The following is a 15923-nucleotide window of genomic DNA, read 5'->3' as shown; positions in this document are numbered from 1 at the left end:
CAATCGGGCGATGTGCAAGCCATGTCTGGCCTATTTGCCAGACCACATTCCATGCCCAATCCAGGAGTTCGTCGAACATGTCGTCCAATGTCCCCGCGCCTTCTCCCACCGCCTACGGCACCGTGGCCCAACTGCTGCTCGACTACCTGCGGGCAGAGGGGGTCGACAAGGTCTTCGGCATCCCCGGCGGTGCCGCCGTGTGGTTGATGAACGAGCTCAAGAAGAAATCACAGCAGATCGAATATGTGATCTGTCGACACGAAACCGGTGCGGCCTACATCGCAGACGGCTACGCGCGCGTCAAGGGCGGCCTGGGCGTGGTGCTGACCACCTCGGGCCCCGGTGCCACCAACGCCCTGACGGGTGCCATGAACGCGCAGGCCAGCAACTCGCCCGTGCTGGTGATCACCGGCGAAGTGCCCGAGGCCTATTACGGCAAGGGCTATCTGCAGGAAGGCACGGACGCCAAACTGGACGTGCACAACATCTTCCAGAACGCCCTGGCATCGAGTGCCATCATCTCCAGCCCGCTGAACTTCCAGACCTTGTTCCAGCAGGCCCTGCGCAATGCCCTGTCGCTGCCCAGACAGGCCGTTCACATCAGCCTGCCCAATGACATCGCAGGCGAATGTGCGCCCAACTACCCTGCCAACATCAGGCCGCCCACCTACCGGCCCGTCACGGCCTGCACGGACCCCAAGGCCGTGGCCGACACCCTGCATGAACTGGTCCACGCCACGCGCCCGTTGATCTTTCTCGGCAACGGCAGCCGCGATGCACTGGCCAGCCCGGAGCGCCTCAAGGCCTTCACCGAGTTCGTGGACCGTTTCGGCATCGCCGTGATGACCACGCCGGATGCCAAGGGGATCTTCCCCGAGGCACATGCCCTGTCACTGCGCAACTACGGCATCTGCGGGTGCGCCTGGCCCAGCCTGTACATGCACCCTGCCGACAAGGCCGATCAGTTCGACACCTTGCTGGTGCTGGGCTCCAGTCTGGGCGAACTGTCCACATCCGTCACCGCGTCAGCGCTCTACAGCCCGGCGCTCGAACCCACACGGCACTTCATCCAGGTGGACCTGAGCGCCGCCGTCATCGGCCGCGACTTCCCCATCACACGCGGCGTGGTGGCCGAGATCGCGACCACGCTGGATGTGATGCTCGACAAGGCACGCCACCTGCAGCCAGACCAGGCCAAGGTCGATGCACGCAAGGCGGTGATCAAACAGATCAAGCTGGACCATGCCCCCTGGGCTGACCCTGCCGGTCGCGACAGCGAAGCCGCACCCGTTCACCCCGCCGCCATGATGCGTGTGGTCGATGAACTCGTGCACCAGGGCCACATCTTCATTGACGCAGGCAACTGCGTGGGATGGTCACTCAACAACCTGGTGATCAACCCGCCTGTGCGCTATCACAGCGCCCTGGCCATGGGTCCCATGGGCTTTGCCGTGGGCGCCGTGGTGGGCGGCAAGATGGCGGCCCCTGATCTGCCCAATGTGGCCATCGTCGGCGATGGCGCCTTCATGATGCACGGGGCCGAGATCTCCACGGCCGCGCAGCACCGCGTGGGTGCCATCTGGATCGTGCTGGACGACAACGACCTGGCCATGGTCAGCCAGGGCATGGCACAACTGCTGCCCCCGGCTGCGCAATGGGATGACTACTACCAGTTGGGTCGCCCCGACCTGGCCCGATTCGCCGAGGGCCTGGGCGCCCGTGCCGTGACCATTGCCAGAGATCAAGGCACGCAGGCATTCCGAGATGCCCTGAAGCACGCGCTGGCAGATGCTGACCAGCACCATCGCCCCCAGGTGATCGTGGTGCGCATCAACACCCAGGTGGCGCCGCCCTATGGCTGGCCCGTGCTCACCCCGGCAGACTGCAGCCCAGGCAAGCCTTGTTGCGGCAAGGCCTGAGGTCCGGCGATTCAGTGCGCGCGCTGCTTGAGGAAGGTCAGATTGAAGGGCACGCTCAGGCTGGCGCGATCAATGGTGAGCGGGAACGGCTCGATCGGTGACAGCAGACTGAACGCGGTCTGACTGCTCATGTGGGCCGTCACCACACCCTTGACGTGAGGCTGCACCGTGAACACCGTGTCGATGGGGATGTGGAGGCTGGGCGGCAGCTCGCCGCTGATGGCCACATCCAGGTCCACCGGCACGTCCGTCTTGACCGGCACGGTCATCTTCAAAGGCACATTGAGCGTGACGGGCACCGACACCGCCATGCTCGGCAGCCAGGATCGCAAGGCCACCTGCATGTTCAGCGTGGTCTTCACGGGCACCAACTGCTCAACCGTGACCGAGGTGTCCACAGGCAGCGTGGTCTTGATGTGCGCCATGGCGTTCAGGTGATCCGGCATCTGCACCGACATGGTCTGCTTGATCGGGATCCGCACCACAGGCCGCATGTCGATGCGCGTCTGCAGCGGTGAACTGACCTCGGCCATGGCCACCATGCCTTCAGGCAAACGCAGTTGCACCGGCTGCTTGAGCAAGGTCAGGCGGGCCTCCCAATGCTCGTAGAAATACCAGACCGATATGCTCATCAGCACCAGCCAGATCAGCAGGACGGCGCCTCCCACCACGATCAGGGCGACGGGCTTGATGGGTCGGTTCCAGCCCCATGGGACGGGCTGAGCAGCGGTCGGGCTCGGGTTGCGGGTCATGGCGATGCGGCACCCTGGTGATTCAAGGTGCGGGCGCCTTGCGACGGGTCGCCAGCGTCACATCCTCGAATGGCACGGTCAAGTCCAGCAAGGACAGCCCAGCCCTGACCTTCTGCTGCGGAAACGTCAGGCTGGCACTGACTGGTGCCGTCAAGGGCAGCGACATCGCGCCATGCAGCGGCAAGCGCGTCTCGATCACCGTGTCCAGCGTGGTGTGCAGCGGTTCGCTGAAGCGTACTGTCACGGGCGTGACCAGCACCAGCGGCAGATCCTTGTGAATCGGGATCACCATGTCCACCGGTACGTCAGCCTTGACCGGGATCTTGCCCTGGATGGGCAGGGTCAGCGGAATGCCCAGGATGCGCGTCTTGACCTGCGTGTCCAGGTCCACCACCTGGTCCACCTTGAGCACATGCTTGATCGGCACCTCGATATTGACGGGCACCACCGTGTCCAGGCTGACCTTGATCGGAATGGCGTCATTGAGCGGAATGCTCAGATCCTGGTGAATGGGCACGCGCACAGGCAGCGACTGGTTGTCCAGGCTGATCTTGACCTTCTGCGTGACAGCGGCCTTCACAGCCAGCTCTTGAGGCAGCAGGATGTCGGCCTGCTGCTCCTTGAGCACCACCTGAGCGGCCAGGTTGTGCCAGGCCCACCAGGCCGCTGCCGCAGCCGCCGCCCCCATCAGGATCAGCAACAGGCCCGCCGTGAGGATCAGGTGCTTCCAGGTCACGGTGCGGCCGTAGATGGCCAGCATGGGGCCGGACAGCGGCGCTTCAGGCGAAAGAGAATCAGGTGCAGCTTGTGTCACACGGGGACTATGCCACGGCCAGCATCGCTAAGATGCAGGGTTTTCAAGACGCCACAGGCCTTTTCCGACCCCGGCCAGCCCCAAGATGGACTTTCCTTTGACCGATCTCAATGCCGTCCGTGCGATGTTCGACACCCTGCAAAGCCGGGCCAGCGCACAAGGGATCAGCCTGCGGCAGCCCCCGGATGAGCCCACCACCTGCTGCGGCAGAGGCTGCAACGGGTGCGTGTGGGAGGGCTTTTATGCCGCGGCAACCTACTGGCGTGACGAAGCGCTACTGATCCTCAGCGATTGAGAATGCAACTGGGCACCTGCCCGCCCCGGCGCGATCAACTCACCTTGAACTTGAACTCACCGTTCTTGCCCGCGCTGACCTTGATCTTGCTGATCGGCTGACCTTCGGCCATGCGCGCCAGCACGCTGTCGGCCACCTCGGGCAACAGGCTGCCGTTGAGGATGTGGTCCACGGCGCGGGCGCCGGTGTCCACCTCGGTGCAACGGGCCAGCACCGTGTCGATCAAGGCGTCGTCGTACTCCAGCACCGCCTGGTGATTGGCCATCACGCGCGCTGCGATGCGATCCAGCTTGAGTGTGATCACGTTAGCCAGCACATCGTCGCTCAAGGGGTAGTACGGGACCACCTTCGTGCGGCCGATGAAGGCCGGCTTGAAGGTCTTGTACAGCGTGGGGCGCAGGGCCTCGGCCAGCTCGTCAGCGGCCGGCAGCTCGTCGGCAGACTTCATCACCGTGCCACCCGCCTCTTCATCGTGCTTGAAGCAAGCCTGCATGATGCCTTGCGAGCCCGCGTTGGAGGTCAGGATGATGACCGTGTTGCGGAAATCGATCTCGCGGCCTTCGGCGTCATCCATCAGACCCTTGTCGAACACCTGGAAGAACATCTCCAGCACATCCGGGTGCGCCTTTTCGACCTCGTCGAGCAAAACCACGCTGTAAGGTTTGCGGCGCACGGCCTCGGTCAACACGCCACCTTCGCCATAGCCTACATAACCCGGGGGCGAGCCCTTGAGGCCACTCACGCTGTGCGCCTCCTGGTACTCGCTCATGTTGATGGTGATCAGGTTGCGCTCGCCACCATACAGGATGTCTGCCAGGGCCAGGGCCGTCTCGGTCTTGCCCACGCCGGAAGGCCCCACAAACAGGAACACACCCTTGGGCTTGTTGGGATCTTCCAGCCCAGCACGCGCCGTGCGCACGCGCTGCGCAATCGCGGCCAAAGCGTGGTCCTGCCCGATCACACGCTCCTGCAGCGTGGCCTGCAGATTGCGAACGGTCTTGATCTCGTCCTTGACCATCTTGCCCAAGGGGATGCCCGTCCAGGCTGCCACGATCTCGGCCACCACATGACCATCGACCTGCATGGGCACCAGTGGCGCCTCTCCTTGCAGCGCAGCCAACTCGGCCTGTTTCATCGCCAGCAACTCGTGATCGGGGCTGGCGTGGGTGATGGTGGCCTTCTTGCTCCTGGCCTTGCTGCTCGGTGCGCTGGTGCCTGCCTTGGTTTCAGTGCCTGCGCCTGCTGCTGCTTGGCCCACACCGGCTTCGGCGCTCGACAGGCCACCAGCCTGGTGTTCCAACTTCGTGCGCAGTTCGCGGATGTCCTGGACCAGCTGCTGCTCGAACGTCCAGCGTTCCTCGTCTGCCTTCAAGGTCGCCACAATGCCATCCCGCTCGGCCTTCAAGGCATCCAGGCGATCACCATGGCGCGCGCCGGCTGCAGCCTCGCGTGTCAAGGCCGCGCTTTCCGCATCCAGCCGCTCCAGGCGCTTGCGCGCGTCTTCAATGCGCGCGGGCGTGGCGCTCTGGCCCAACGCGACCTTGGCACAAGCGGTGTCCAGCACACTGATGGCCTTGTCGGGCAACTGCCGGCCACTGATGTAGCGGGCAGACAGGCGCACCGCCTCGGCGATGGCTTCGTCAAACAGGCGCACGCCGAAGTGCTTTTCCATCAAGGGCGCCATGCCCCGCAACATCGCGCAGGCCAGCTCTTCGGAAGGCTCCTCCACCTTGATCACCTGGAAGCGGCGAGCCAGTGCGGCGTCCTTTTCGAAGTATTTCTTGTACTCGCCCCAGGTGGTGGCCGCGATCGTGCGCAGCTCGCCACGCGCCAGCGCAGGCTTGAGCAGATTGGCCGCATCGTTCTGCCCTGCCTGACCGCCCGCACCGATCATGGTGTGTGCCTCGTCGATGAACAGGATGATGGGATGCGGGCTCTTCTTGACCTCGTCGATCACATTCTTCAGACGGTTCTCGAACTCGCCCTTGACCGACGCACCGGCTTGCAGCAAGCCCATGTCCAGCACGTGAATGGCCACACCCTGCAAGGGCGTGGGCACATCGCCCAGCGCCACGCGCAAGGCCAGGCCCTCCACCACGGCGGTCTTGCCCACGCCGGCCTCACCCGTGAGGATGGGGTTGTTCTGGCGGCGACGCATCAGGATGTCGATGGCCTGGCGGATCTCGACATCACGGCCGATCACCGGATCCACCTTGCCGTCCAGCGCACGTTGCGTCAGGTTGGTGGTGAACTGGTCCAGCGCGGGCGTCTTGCCGCTCAGGCGGTCGCTGGCACGGGCTTCATCGGCCTGCGTCTCGTCACCATCGGCGGGCGCATCGGCATCACGCACGGCTTGCGTGGCCTCTTGCGAACCACGCGTCACCTCGACCATCTTGTGCTTGAGCTCATCGAGCTTGAAGCGCGCAAACAAGCTGGACGAACGCAAGGCCAGCTGGCTCAGCGTTGGCTCGGTCAGCAAGGCCAGCACGATGTGCGCGCCACGAATGCGCGCCGTGTGTGATTCCAGCGAGGCGATCAGCCAGGCATGTTCGAGTAGAACGGGCAAATGGCTGGAGAACACGGGCGTGCGGCTGTTGCCGGTCTTGAAGCGGCTCAACTCGGCTTCCAGATCACGCTGCAGCTCGGTGCCCGACACGCCGAAGCGCTGGCACAAAACCACCAGGTCACTTTGGGGCTGCTCCAGCAAGGCAAGCATGAAGTGCTCCAGATCCACCTCGTAGTGGCCACGCGCCATGCACAGACTGGCAGCGCGCTCGGCGGCACGACGTGTGGTGTCGTTGAGCTTGGAGATCAGGGTCTTGAGGTTCTGGCTCATGGTGATGACAGCTTGAAATGTATTTTTGTTGAATGGGGTGGCGCTATAGGCATCAGGCTCGCCACTCAGGCGGCGGCATGGATGTCATAGCGCACGTCGACCCGGTCCTCGTTGGCAGATCTTGTCTGCAGGAAAGTGTCCCAACCCAGCCGGAAGGCGGTAGCCGGGCGGCTTGAATCCAAGGTGCAACCCTGTACGTCGTCCCGCTGCAATTGCAGGTTGATTTCGTACTCCAGGCTGATGCCGCCCAACATGGTCAGCATCTCCTTGAGCGCCAGCGCCCCCTTGCCGCCGGGCAGGAAGCGCCGGAACTTCGCATGCGGCAAAGGCCCCAGGACCACCCGCATGCGCAGGTCCCGTTGCCACACACGCTCACCCAGCATGGCGGAACGTCCCAGCACCCCGTTGACGGGCGCCGCGCCCGCACGGCTGGAGCCGCTCAGGCCCAGGTAGGCTCGGCCCGAAGCAGGGATCTGGTACCAGCGCCCCACGAATTGCTCCAGGCGCACGGGCACATTGAGGTAGTCGCGCAAGACCTGCTGCAACTGGCTGGCCGACAAGGTGCGTTGCTGCAACGTGCCGGCGTAATACGCCAGCGCCTCATCGGCGACGGCGCCCCGGTCGCCGCCCAGCCGATCGCGCAGCCCCCTCTGCCCCAACCCGGCCAGGGACAAGGCCAGGGGCAGAAAACGGCTGCGCCGATCTGCCTCGAACTGGATGGGCATGCGGTGCTTGCGCCAGGCCTCGTAAAACAGCGACACCGCACGGTGGCTGAACAGGTCCATGAAGGCACGCCCGGCATAGTCCTTCTGGTACAGCTCACGCTGGGACAGCATCTCCGTGTAGAACAACGGCAACGTGCCATTGACACCCAGCAGGCCCATGAAGGCCGGTGTCATGTCGATGCTGTCGATGTGCTGGGCCAGGGGCGCCGTGGCGGAGGAGGCCGTCACAGCGGCGTCTCGCTCATCATCCGAGGCTCTCAGGTGCACCTTCAAGGATTCGATCTGGCTGGGCGGAAAGGACAGAGACAGCGAGTTGCGGAAGTTCAGGCGAGACAAGCCCTTGCCATCCGGCGAAGCCAGCCCCATCCAGCGGTCCAGCAAGCGGACGGCCTGGAAGAAATCGAACTGCTGCGGCGCCTGCAGCAGTTGATCGATCACACCAACGTCATGTCGCCGTTGCGAGGGGGGCATGAGAGCACCTCTTCCTGGGTCCGGGCCGACACCAGCGTCAATCGCGTGAAGCTGTTGGCATGAACGTACAAACCAAAGAAACGATCCAGCACCGAAGCAAACAGCCCCAGGCCGGCGCCGACAAAACTGTCCTCGTCCACCGTCAGACGCACTTCCGTGCCACGCACGAAGGTAGCGTAAGGCTCACCTGGCAGCCAGGCCGTGGCGGGCTTGAATTCGACGCGAAGCACCCCATCAATCTGCCGGCGATTGGAGGCACTGCGAGGCAGGTCATACAGGCGCAACATCTCCTTGAGTGCATCAATGCCACCACCCGACAGCGACAGGTGGTTCAAGGACAAGTGCGAAATCAGACGCCACAGCGCACCACGACCACGCTCGAACCTCAGGCTCGGCGTGGGTTTGCGCAGCAGACGAACCTCCTTGGCCAGACCACCGCCCTCGAGGAAGAGATCGCCACCCGCCACACCAAAGGGCAACAAGGTCGGTAGATCCCGGTTTGTCGCGGTCACGGTCAAGGAGAGCGTCTCGGTCTGAGGCAAGGCAGGGTTGAAGTCCACATCCACGATGGACATGGCCATCTCGTAGCCAGGGCTGTCAGCAGCCAGGTCCTCATCGCGCTGCGCAGACCAGTAGCGCCCGCCAGCTCGCGCAGCATCGCTTCGCTCCTGCGCAGAGCGAATCAACCGTTGCGCCGCCATCGTGGGGGCCGCGTTGATGTCGTCCTCGTCCAGATCCGCCCCCAGCAGATCGTCGTGCTGCAGCGAGAAGAACGGCTTGAACTCCTGAACGGACTCACCTTGCGCCGTCTTCTTGACACGGAACACCCGGTCAATCGAGTAGACCTCATAGCCATAGGCGCGCCGACCATCCACCACCACAGGGTAGGAACTGGCCGCATGCGTGACGCGAATGGGATCAGCAGGCTGCTTGAACAGATTCACCACCGGTGCACACCCCAACAGCAGACTGCGCACATTCAAGGACTCCAACAGGCGGGACTCGTCCGAATCTGCCCTTACGCCAGACAAAAGCAGATGGACAGTCAAGCTGCGGCGCGTACTGCTTGCCCCTTCCTGCTCTTGCCCGGCCGCACTGCCAGCCTTGCGCAAGGCAGCGGGAATGGGTACAGGCACATCCACAAAGTTGAACTTTTCAGGGAAGGCGAAGTACTCGGTCAACAGGCGATAGGCTGGATGAGACCGCGCATCAAACTCGATCATGGCCTCATCGTCCGCGAAGCCTGCCAGGGCGGGCCTGGGCAGTTCGCCAGACAAGGACGCCGCGGGCGCATGCCAAGGCTGATGCGCCTGCGTTTGCACCATGATGCCCTGTACCTTGTGACACAAGGCCTCGCGCAGTGCGCTCACCTGCGAGGGCTCTCCATCGAGGTAGAAGCGCAATGGTTGGTCTGCCAGCATGGCCCAACTGGCTTGAGGCGACAGCAGATCCAGGGTGATCGAAATGAGCGAGGTCACGCCTGCGGGCAAGCGAGTCCCCTCCGGCGCCGAGATCGCGTTGCGGTAACCGACGTCGGCCACACGCAGCGGCAGCAACTGCACAGCCTGCGTGGTTCTGAACTTGCAAGGCACGCCCTTGACGGGCCGCGTGGACATCATGGTGCCACGCTCGATCGTCGCCGGCTTGCTCATCTGACCAGCTGCTGCCCCCAGGTCGAACTGCGCGATCGACGCGCTGGGGAATGGTCGCAGATAGTGCGGATACAGCACTTCCAGCAGCGACTCGGTGAACAGCGGGAAATCGTCATCGAGCCGTTTGTTGACGCGTGCCGTCAGCAAGGCAAAGGACTCGATCATGCGTTCGACGTGCGGGTCCTTCGCTTCGTCGGAACCCAGCTGCAATTGCCCGGCGATACGCGGATAGGCCTGTGCAAACGACTGCCCTCGACGTCGAAGGAAAGTCAGTTCGTTCTCGAAATAAGGCAGCAAGGCCCGCATGTCAGTGGCTCACCTGGTAATACATGCCCGCAGAATCAAACTGCGCGCCAAAGCTCACGGCATCCTGAAACCCTGTCACGCGCAGCATGGCGTGGATGTCGAAGGCCAGACGGTGCACTTCTGACTGGGTATCCCTCAAACGCACCATCACGTTGCGCAGGCGCGGGTCATAGCGTTCAATCGCTTTGGCCATGGCCTGGCAGATCTGATCCCTGTCGACACCACTGGACAAGCTCTTCGCAGAAAAATCAGGAATGCCAAAATTGAAGATAGAAGACCCTGTCAAGGGAAAGCCGGCGAAGTCTTCATCGTCATAGCAGCGCCGCGTGTTCAGCAAACGCTCCAGATCGCGCGCTACCTGGGCCTTCAGCTGATTCAGGTCGACACCCAAGTACACATCAGCACGCGGCGTATCCGAAACCAGCAGGCGATCCCAAAGGGAAGACTGAAAGCGCATGGGTACAGCGAAAAAAAAGGCCGCCGCAGCGGCCTTCATAACAGAGACGATCAGGCGGCAACCTTGTTGAGCGCCAGATCCCAACCACCGATGTGTTGCCCCACGTTGGCCGAACCGTCAGTCTTCGAGCCGCTATAGGTCCACACCACCTTGGCGTACTTGATACCCATGGTTTCGGTGGGCAGGCCCTCGGACTTCACGGTGGGGTTCACACTGGACACCACGGCGTTGTAGAGCTTGATCGTGAGGTATTGCGTACGTGTGCTGCCTTGCGCACGGAAAAACTGGATTTCCACGTCATAGGCATAACCGGCCGAGCAAGCTTCCCAGATGTAGGGGCTGGACGTGTCGATGTCCTTCGTGAACAGCATTTCGCCATGCTCGCAGCGTTCAGCGGTGTGACCACCTGCGGTCGACGAAGTCGCAGACTTGGGCTGACGCAGCACATGCTCCCATGCCTCGATCTCCATCCACAGGCCATCCTTGTGCTTGTCGTCGAGCGACTCGCCAGGGATCTTCTTGGAGTTCTGCTTGGGCGTGAACTTGAGGTAAATATCTTTCATTTTCTTCCTCCTAACCTTTGTGAGTTAGAGTCGTTGAGAAACACTGCCTTGCAGGCTTTTTAGGCCCCGCCGGGCAGTTCAGCAACCAGCCGAAGCGAAACAGACAACTCGTCCAGCTGGAAGTGTGGACGCAGGAACGACACGGCACGGTACACGCCAGGGCGGCCCGGTACCTCTTGCACCTGCACTGTGGCTTCTCGCAAGGGGTGCTTGGCCTTTTGCTCTTGAGACGCATCATCAGAACTGATCACATACTGGTTGATCCAGGTGTTCAGATATGTCTCGATGGACTCGGCCGAAGCAAAGCTGCCGACTTTGTCGCGCAGCATGGACTTCAGGTAATGCGAGATGCGGCACACAGCAAACATGTACTGCAACTGAGCTGACAAGCGTGCGTTGGCGTTGGCCGCATCGCTGTCGTATTTCTTGACCTTCTGGACTGACTGCGCACCAAAAAACGCGGCGTAATCCGTGTTCTTGCAATGCACCAGCGGAATGAACCCCAGGTCATTGAGTTCTTTCTCACGACGGTCCGTGATGGCGATTTCGGTGGGGCACTTGAGCGCCACTTCGCCGTCATCGGTCTTGAAGGTGTGGGTGGGCAGATCCTCCACCAGGCCACCACCTTCCACACCGCGGATCGCAGCACACCAGCCGTATTGCTCGAACGCATTGGTCAGGCGCGTTGCAAAGGCATAGGAAGCGTTCACCCACAGGTACTTGCTGTGATCGGTGCCGTCCGTGTTCTCGACAAAGTTGAAGCCTTCGCAGGTCACGCCATCCTTTGGATCAAAGGGCTGGCGGCCCAGGAAACGAGGCAGCGTCATGCCCACATAGCGGGCATCCTCCGACTCGCGGAAGGACTTCCACTTGGTGTACTCCACGGTATCGAAGACCTTGGACATGTCGCGAGGCTTGCCCAGATCGGTGTAGCTCTCCAGACCGAACAACTCGGGCGATGCGGCCGTGATGAACGGCGCATGGGCGGCGGCCGCCACATGCGACATTTGCTCGACGAAGTACATGTCTTCAGCACCACGATCGATCTCGAAGTCGCCGATGATGGTGGCAAAGGGTGCGCCGCCGAAGGTGCCGAACTCTTCTTCGTAGATCTTCTTGAACAGCGTGGACTGGTCGAAGTCGATCGAGGTCTTGAAGTCCTTGACCAGTTCCTTCTTGGTGGTGTTGAGCACCTTGATCTTCATCTGCTCGCCCGTCGAGGTCTGCTTGCAGAGGTACTGCAGGCCGGTCCACGAGGATTCGAGCTTCTGGAACTCGGCGCCGTGCATCACTTCGCTGAGCTGATCGGAGATCAGTTGATCGATCTCGGCAATGCGGGCATCGATGTTGGCAGACAGGTTGTCCGAGACCACCACCGTGCCATCCAGCACTTCCTTGACCAGCTCGCCAATGATGTCCTTGGCGCGGGCGTGTTCGGTCTCGGTCTTGGCGACCTTGCTCCTGGCAACGATGTCATCCAGCAGGCTGACGCTTTCGGCCAGTGCACCGGTCTGAGCTTGCAATTGGGCGCTCATGGTCTCACTCCTGGTCTTGCTGAGCTTGGGCGCCCAGCGTCTTGAGGTGTTCGGTGTTGCTCAGCACCTGGCCAAGCAGATCTTCCAGCTTCTCGTTGCCGGCCAGCTTGTTACGCAGGTCGGACAACTTCGTGCGGGCCTCCAGCAGCTTGCGCAGTGGCTCGACTTGCTCGACCACGGACTCGGGGCGGAAGTCGTCCATCTTCTTGAACTCGAGGTTCACGGCGAACTCACCACCTTCGGGGCTGAGCTTGTTCTTCACACGGTAGCTGGCGCGAGGGGCCATGCCTGCCAGGACTTCATCGAAGTTGTCCATGTCGACGTTGACGAACTTGCGGTCCTTCAACTTGGTTGCAGGCTTGTCAGGATCTGGCTGCCCGGTGAAATCGCCCATCACCCCCATCACGAAGGGGAGCTCCTTTTGCTCGATGGCGTCGCCGATCTCGACGTCATACGTGAGCTGAACACGCGGTGGGCGCACGCGCTCCAGACGTTTTTGAACGCTGTCTTTCTTGGCCATGGAAAGGCTCCTTCCTTGAACTGTTTACTGCAAAGCACCAAAGGGGTTGTTGCGGCCGCCCGAAGCCGAACCAGCTCGCGCCGTGTTCGTTTGCGAGGGGGACTTGACCGGCTGCGTCAGCGCTGGTGCGGCAACTGGCGCGGTGTTGGAACGGGGGGCGGTGGACACACCGGAAGCTGCGGCAGCCACTGGCTTGGCTTGAGCCTTGCTGGCAACCTTGGCCTTCACCGGCTCGGACGCGCCGGCAGCCGGCGGCGGCACCAGAATGGGCTCACCCAATGCCTCGCGGATCAGCCTGGCCACGCTTTCTGCTTCGCTGCGTGTAGAACCATTGACTTCGTTGGCCTTGCGCAATTGCTCCAACGCCAGCGCGCTTACCCGCAGGCCACTCACGGCCAGGATGCTCTTGGCAGTCAGATCATTCACATCGCGCTGCAGGACTTCCTGCGCTTCGGTGATCGCCGGCCCGTATTGACGTGCATCGAAATGAATCTGCGCCTTCTTCAACCAGGGCGCCTTGGATGAGGGGTCTGCCTTGATCGCCAGATCAAGCTGCACCATGGCCTGTTCGGTGTTGCCCTGCTTCTGAGCCTTGTCCGCCGCAGCCAGGTTTTCATTGACCTGCTCCTGCACAGCCAACCTGGCAGCCACATCGTCTTTCTTGGGTGTGGACGAACATGCTGTCATCGCAGACAACACCGACACCATCACCGCGCAGCACATGCCGCGGCGTACGTATACCAGACTCAATCGAGTACTCCCTGTTTGATCTTTATCGTTGCCGTGAAAGCCTTTTGGCATCAGGCGACAGGCCGGATTAAAGCCGAATTCGAATTGACTGCCTGCCCCCATAGGGGGGTGATTTACAGACTCTTTCACTTGGTTGCAAATCACACCCCCTCCGGTGGGGGAGCCCTGTTCATCGGGCCTTCAGAGCTTCTTAAACTACGCGCCTGCGATGGGCACATGCAGCCCCGCTCAAGAAGTATGAACACAAGAAAAAGGGAGAGGCATGGCATGCGCATCAGCAGTCTGATGGCCGCATCCCTGCTCGTGTTGAGCGGTTGCGCATCAACGCCTTCGGCGCCATCAATGCCATCCTTGCCCGCTACGCCCACCGCGCCAACGCCGCCAGCCGACGAAGGTCTGATGGGCATGATCAGCAGCGCGACCGATGCCGCACTGGCAGCCGTCGGCTTGAAGAAGCCGGAAGTCCCCGCGGTTCCGGAAGTGCCCGACAGCGCACTGCCCGATTACAAGGTGAACTGGCGCATCTACGCCAGCGAGTCCCTCAACGTCGATGAACAGGGACGGGCACTGCCCCTGGTGGTGCGCATCTACAAGCTCAAGAGCCCGGATGCCTTCCTGCAGGCGCCTTCAGACACCTTCGGTGATGCGACCAAAGAGAAAGCGGCGCTGGGTGAAGATCTCATCGGCGCGCGCGAGATTCAGCTGGTCCCCAATCAGCACCACGAAGCCACGGACAAGGTACCTCGTGAGGCGCGCTACATCGGCATCGTCGCGCTGTACAGGCACGCGTTGACCGGCCGCTGGCGCTATGCCTTCAGCACGGCAGCCGCCGACAAGACCGGCCTGACCATTGGCGCCCATGCTTGCGCCATGAGCGTCCAGGTTGGTGAAGCCATCGGTCAGGCGGCCAGCACGGTGCGCTCGGTCGCCATGCCCTGCCCCTGACACACAAGAAAGAAGCACACGTGATCCAGTCACCCAAGATCCTCTGGGGCGAAGGTTTGTTCCTCAGGCCTCAGCATTTTCAGCAGCAAGACGCGTATCACGAATGGCGCCTGGCCCAGATGTCTCGCCTGCTTCATCCCTATGCATGGGGCGTGCGCCACATCAAGGTCGATCCCGACGCCTTGCAGACAGGCCTGCTGCGCATCCTCGAGTTGCAGGTGGTCTTCCCTGACGGAGAGTTGTTCAATGCCCCGATGGAAGACGAGTTGCCGCCGCCCGTGTCTTTGGTCGCGCTCGACGAAACCAGCAAGCAGGCGGGCACGGACACGGTCTTTCACCTGGCCCTGGCACCACTGCGCAGCAATGGCACCAATATGGCGGCCACCAGAGAAGAGGCGGACACCGCAGCGCGCTACTACCGCAGCCCCATCCAGGCCGCAGATGCCTATACCGATGCCGTGGCAGCCGAACTGGTGGTACTGCGCAAGTCCGCGCGCTTGCTGTCGGATACCGAGCCCCGCGGCCATCTGGTCAGCCTGCCCTTGCTGCGCCTGAAGAAGACCTCGACGGGCGGCTATGAGCTCGACGGCCGCTTCATGCCGCCCTGCCTGAACATCCAGGCCTCGCCGACACTCTTCCTGCATCTGCGCCGCCTGCTCGACGTGATGCAAGCCAAGGTGGATGCGCTCTATGGCCTGCACCGCGAGCCCAGCAAGAACGTCATCGAGTTCCGCTCGGGCGATGTGGCCTCGTTCTGGTTGCTGCACACCGCCAGCGCAGCCTTTGCGGGCCTGTCGCATCTGGCGCGTCACCCCGCATTGCATCCCGAGCGCCTGTTCGAGCGCCTGCTGGAACTGGCCGGCGCCCTGATGACATTCTCCAAGACCTTCACCCTGGCCGACCTGCCCACCTACGACCACCTGAACCCCGGCCCTGCATTCAATCGGCTGGACCAGATTGTTCGCGAGTTGCTGGAGACGGTGATCTCGACACGCTACTTCGCGATCAACCTGCAGGAAAACATCCCGTCCTTCCACCAAGGCAGGCTGGATTCCGAACAGATCTCGCCATCGACGCAGCTCTATCTGGGTGTATCGGCGGCCATGCCGCCTGCAGAACTGGTGGACGTGGTGCCTGCACGCTTCAAGCTCGGCGCACCTGATGATGTGGACAAGCTCGTGCTGTCTGCCATGCCTGGCGTCAAGCTGGTGCACGCCCCCCAGGTGCCGGCTGCGGTGCCTGTGCGCCCGGGCAGCTACTACTTCACGCTGGAGCCTCGCGGCACCTTGTATGAACGCATGATGCAGGCGCAGGCACTGAGCATCTATGTGCCCTCCGGCATCCAGGATCTGCGCCTGGAACTGATCGCCGTGAATGCGTGAT

The 15923-nt window shown here is 62.3% G+C and carries 14 protein-coding genes; 4 read left to right on the top strand and 10 right to left on the bottom strand.

Annotated features, from left to right (window positions below; translation table 11 throughout):
• The first annotated feature begins 77 nt into the window (after window positions 1-77).
• Window positions 78-1919, top strand: a complete 1842-nt coding sequence (locus tag VFW93_RS11625) for a thiamine pyrophosphate-binding protein (protein ID WP_329694152.1) — start codon at window positions 78-80, stop codon at window positions 1917-1919.
• 11 nt (window positions 1920-1930) lie between these two features.
• Here VFW93_RS11625 and VFW93_RS11620 read toward each other — a convergent pair whose 3' ends face one another.
• A complete protein-coding gene (locus VFW93_RS11620) occupies window positions 1931-2671 on the bottom strand; it encodes a hypothetical protein (protein WP_329694151.1) in 741 nt (246 codons plus the stop codon).
• A gap of 22 nt (window positions 2672-2693) precedes the next feature.
• The gene (locus VFW93_RS11615) at window positions 2694-3431 is read right to left on the bottom strand and encodes a hypothetical protein (RefSeq protein WP_329694150.1); all 738 of its coding nucleotides are present in this window, start codon (window positions 3429-3431) and stop codon (window positions 2694-2696) included.
• Between the two features lie 139 nt (window positions 3432-3570).
• Here VFW93_RS11615 and VFW93_RS11610 point away from each other — a divergent pair, with 139 nt between their 5' ends.
• Entirely contained in the window at window positions 3571-3780 is a 210-nt protein-coding gene (locus tag VFW93_RS11610; RefSeq protein WP_329694149.1) for an oxidoreductase-like domain-containing protein, read from the top strand.
• A gap of 34 nt (window positions 3781-3814) precedes the next feature.
• Here the strand turns inward: VFW93_RS11610 and tssH are convergent, their stop codons facing one another.
• The 8 genes from tssH to VFW93_RS11570 form a co-directional block, all read right to left on the bottom strand.
• Window positions 3815-6616 carry a type VI secretion system ATPase TssH gene (tssH, locus tag VFW93_RS11605; protein WP_329694148.1) on the bottom strand — a complete coding sequence of 934 codons (2802 nt, stop codon included), beginning with the start codon at window positions 6614-6616 and terminating at the stop codon, window positions 3815-3817.
• A 65-nt stretch (window positions 6617-6681) separates the two neighbouring features.
• Window positions 6682-7812 (bottom strand): type VI secretion system baseplate subunit TssG, encoded by a 1131-nt coding sequence (tssG, locus tag VFW93_RS11600; RefSeq protein WP_329694147.1) that lies wholly within the window; start codon window positions 7810-7812, stop codon window positions 6682-6684.
• Window positions 7776-9770: a type VI secretion system baseplate subunit TssF gene (gene tssF, locus VFW93_RS11595; protein ID WP_329694146.1), complete on the bottom strand. Its 1995-nt coding sequence runs from the start codon at window positions 9768-9770 to the stop codon at window positions 7776-7778. Before tssF ends, tssG begins: the two co-directional genes overlap by 37 nt.
• Window position 9771: 1 nt before the next feature.
• Window positions 9772-10227, bottom strand: a complete 456-nt coding sequence (tssE, locus tag VFW93_RS11590) for a type VI secretion system baseplate subunit TssE (RefSeq protein ID WP_329694145.1) — start codon at window positions 10225-10227, stop codon at window positions 9772-9774.
• Between the two features lie 50 nt (window positions 10228-10277).
• Window positions 10278-10790 carry a type VI secretion system tube protein Hcp gene (locus VFW93_RS11585; protein WP_329694144.1) on the bottom strand — a complete coding sequence of 171 codons (513 nt, stop codon included), beginning with the start codon at window positions 10788-10790 and terminating at the stop codon, window positions 10278-10280.
• A 59-nt stretch (window positions 10791-10849) separates the two neighbouring features.
• The gene (tssC, locus tag VFW93_RS11580; RefSeq protein WP_329694143.1) at window positions 10850-12325 is read right to left on the bottom strand and encodes a type VI secretion system contractile sheath large subunit; all 1476 of its coding nucleotides are present in this window, start codon (window positions 12323-12325) and stop codon (window positions 10850-10852) included.
• Between the two features lie 4 nt (window positions 12326-12329).
• Window positions 12330-12845: a type VI secretion system contractile sheath small subunit gene (tssB, locus tag VFW93_RS11575; RefSeq protein ID WP_329694142.1), complete on the bottom strand. Its 516-nt coding sequence runs from the start codon at window positions 12843-12845 to the stop codon at window positions 12330-12332.
• A gap of 24 nt (window positions 12846-12869) precedes the next feature.
• Complete coding sequence (locus VFW93_RS11570) at window positions 12870-13595, bottom strand: hypothetical protein (RefSeq protein ID WP_329694141.1); 726 nt, start codon at window positions 13593-13595, stop codon at window positions 12870-12872.
• A gap of 267 nt (window positions 13596-13862) precedes the next feature.
• On the opposite strand from VFW93_RS11570, the gene tssJ reads away from it, so the two are divergent.
• Both tssJ and tssK read left to right on the top strand, forming a co-directional pair.
• Complete coding sequence (gene tssJ, locus VFW93_RS11565) at window positions 13863-14540, top strand: type VI secretion system lipoprotein TssJ (RefSeq protein WP_329694140.1); 678 nt, start codon at window positions 13863-13865, stop codon at window positions 14538-14540.
• Between the two features lie 20 nt (window positions 14541-14560).
• A complete protein-coding gene (gene tssK / locus VFW93_RS11560) occupies window positions 14561-15922 on the top strand; it encodes a type VI secretion system baseplate subunit TssK (protein WP_329694139.1) in 1362 nt (453 codons plus the stop codon).
• The last annotated feature ends 1 nt before the right edge of the window (window position 15923 follow it).

The organism is Aquabacterium sp. (assembly GCF_036279675.1).
Taxonomy (GTDB): domain Bacteria; phylum Pseudomonadota; class Gammaproteobacteria; order Burkholderiales; family Burkholderiaceae_C; genus Aquabacterium.
Note: the sequence above shows the minus strand (reverse complement) of the source record. Positions and strands in the feature narration are given on the sequence as shown.

Bases quoted from the DNA above. Each gene is read 5' to 3' on its own strand.
- VFW93_RS11615 (WP_329694150.1), bottom strand. From the start codon at position 3,431: ATGCTGGCCATCTACGGCCGCACCGTGACCTGGAAGCACCTGATCCTC.
- VFW93_RS11620 (WP_329694151.1), bottom strand. From the start codon at position 2,671: ATGACCCGCAACCCGAGCCCGACCGCTGCTCAGCCCGTCCCATGGGGC.
- VFW93_RS11625 (WP_329694152.1), top strand. From the start codon at position 78: ATGTCGTCCAATGTCCCCGCGCCTTCTCCCACCGCCTACGGCACCGTG.
- VFW93_RS11585 (WP_329694144.1), bottom strand. From the start codon at position 10,790: ATGAAAGATATTTACCTCAAGTTCACGCCCAAGCAGAACTCCAAGAAG.
- tssC (WP_329694143.1), bottom strand. From the start codon at position 12,325: ATGAGCGCCCAATTGCAAGCTCAGACCGGTGCACTGGCCGAAAGCGTC.
- tssH (WP_329694148.1), bottom strand. From the start codon at position 6,616: ATGAGCCAGAACCTCAAGACCCTGATCTCCAAGCTCAACGACACCACA.
- tssB (WP_329694142.1), bottom strand. From the start codon at position 12,845: ATGGCCAAGAAAGACAGCGTTCAAAAACGTCTGGAGCGCGTGCGCCCA.
- tssJ (WP_329694140.1), top strand. From the start codon at position 13,863: ATGCGCATCAGCAGTCTGATGGCCGCATCCCTGCTCGTGTTGAGCGGT.
- tssG (WP_329694147.1), bottom strand. From the start codon at position 7,812: ATGCCCCCCTCGCAACGGCGACATGACGTTGGTGTGATCGATCAACTG.
- VFW93_RS11610 (WP_329694149.1), top strand. From the start codon at position 3,571: ATGGACTTTCCTTTGACCGATCTCAATGCCGTCCGTGCGATGTTCGAC.
- tssF (WP_329694146.1), bottom strand. From the start codon at position 9,770: ATGCGGGCCTTGCTGCCTTATTTCGAGAACGAACTGACTTTCCTTCGA.
- tssE (WP_329694145.1), bottom strand. From the start codon at position 10,227: ATGCGCTTTCAGTCTTCCCTTTGGGATCGCCTGCTGGTTTCGGATACG.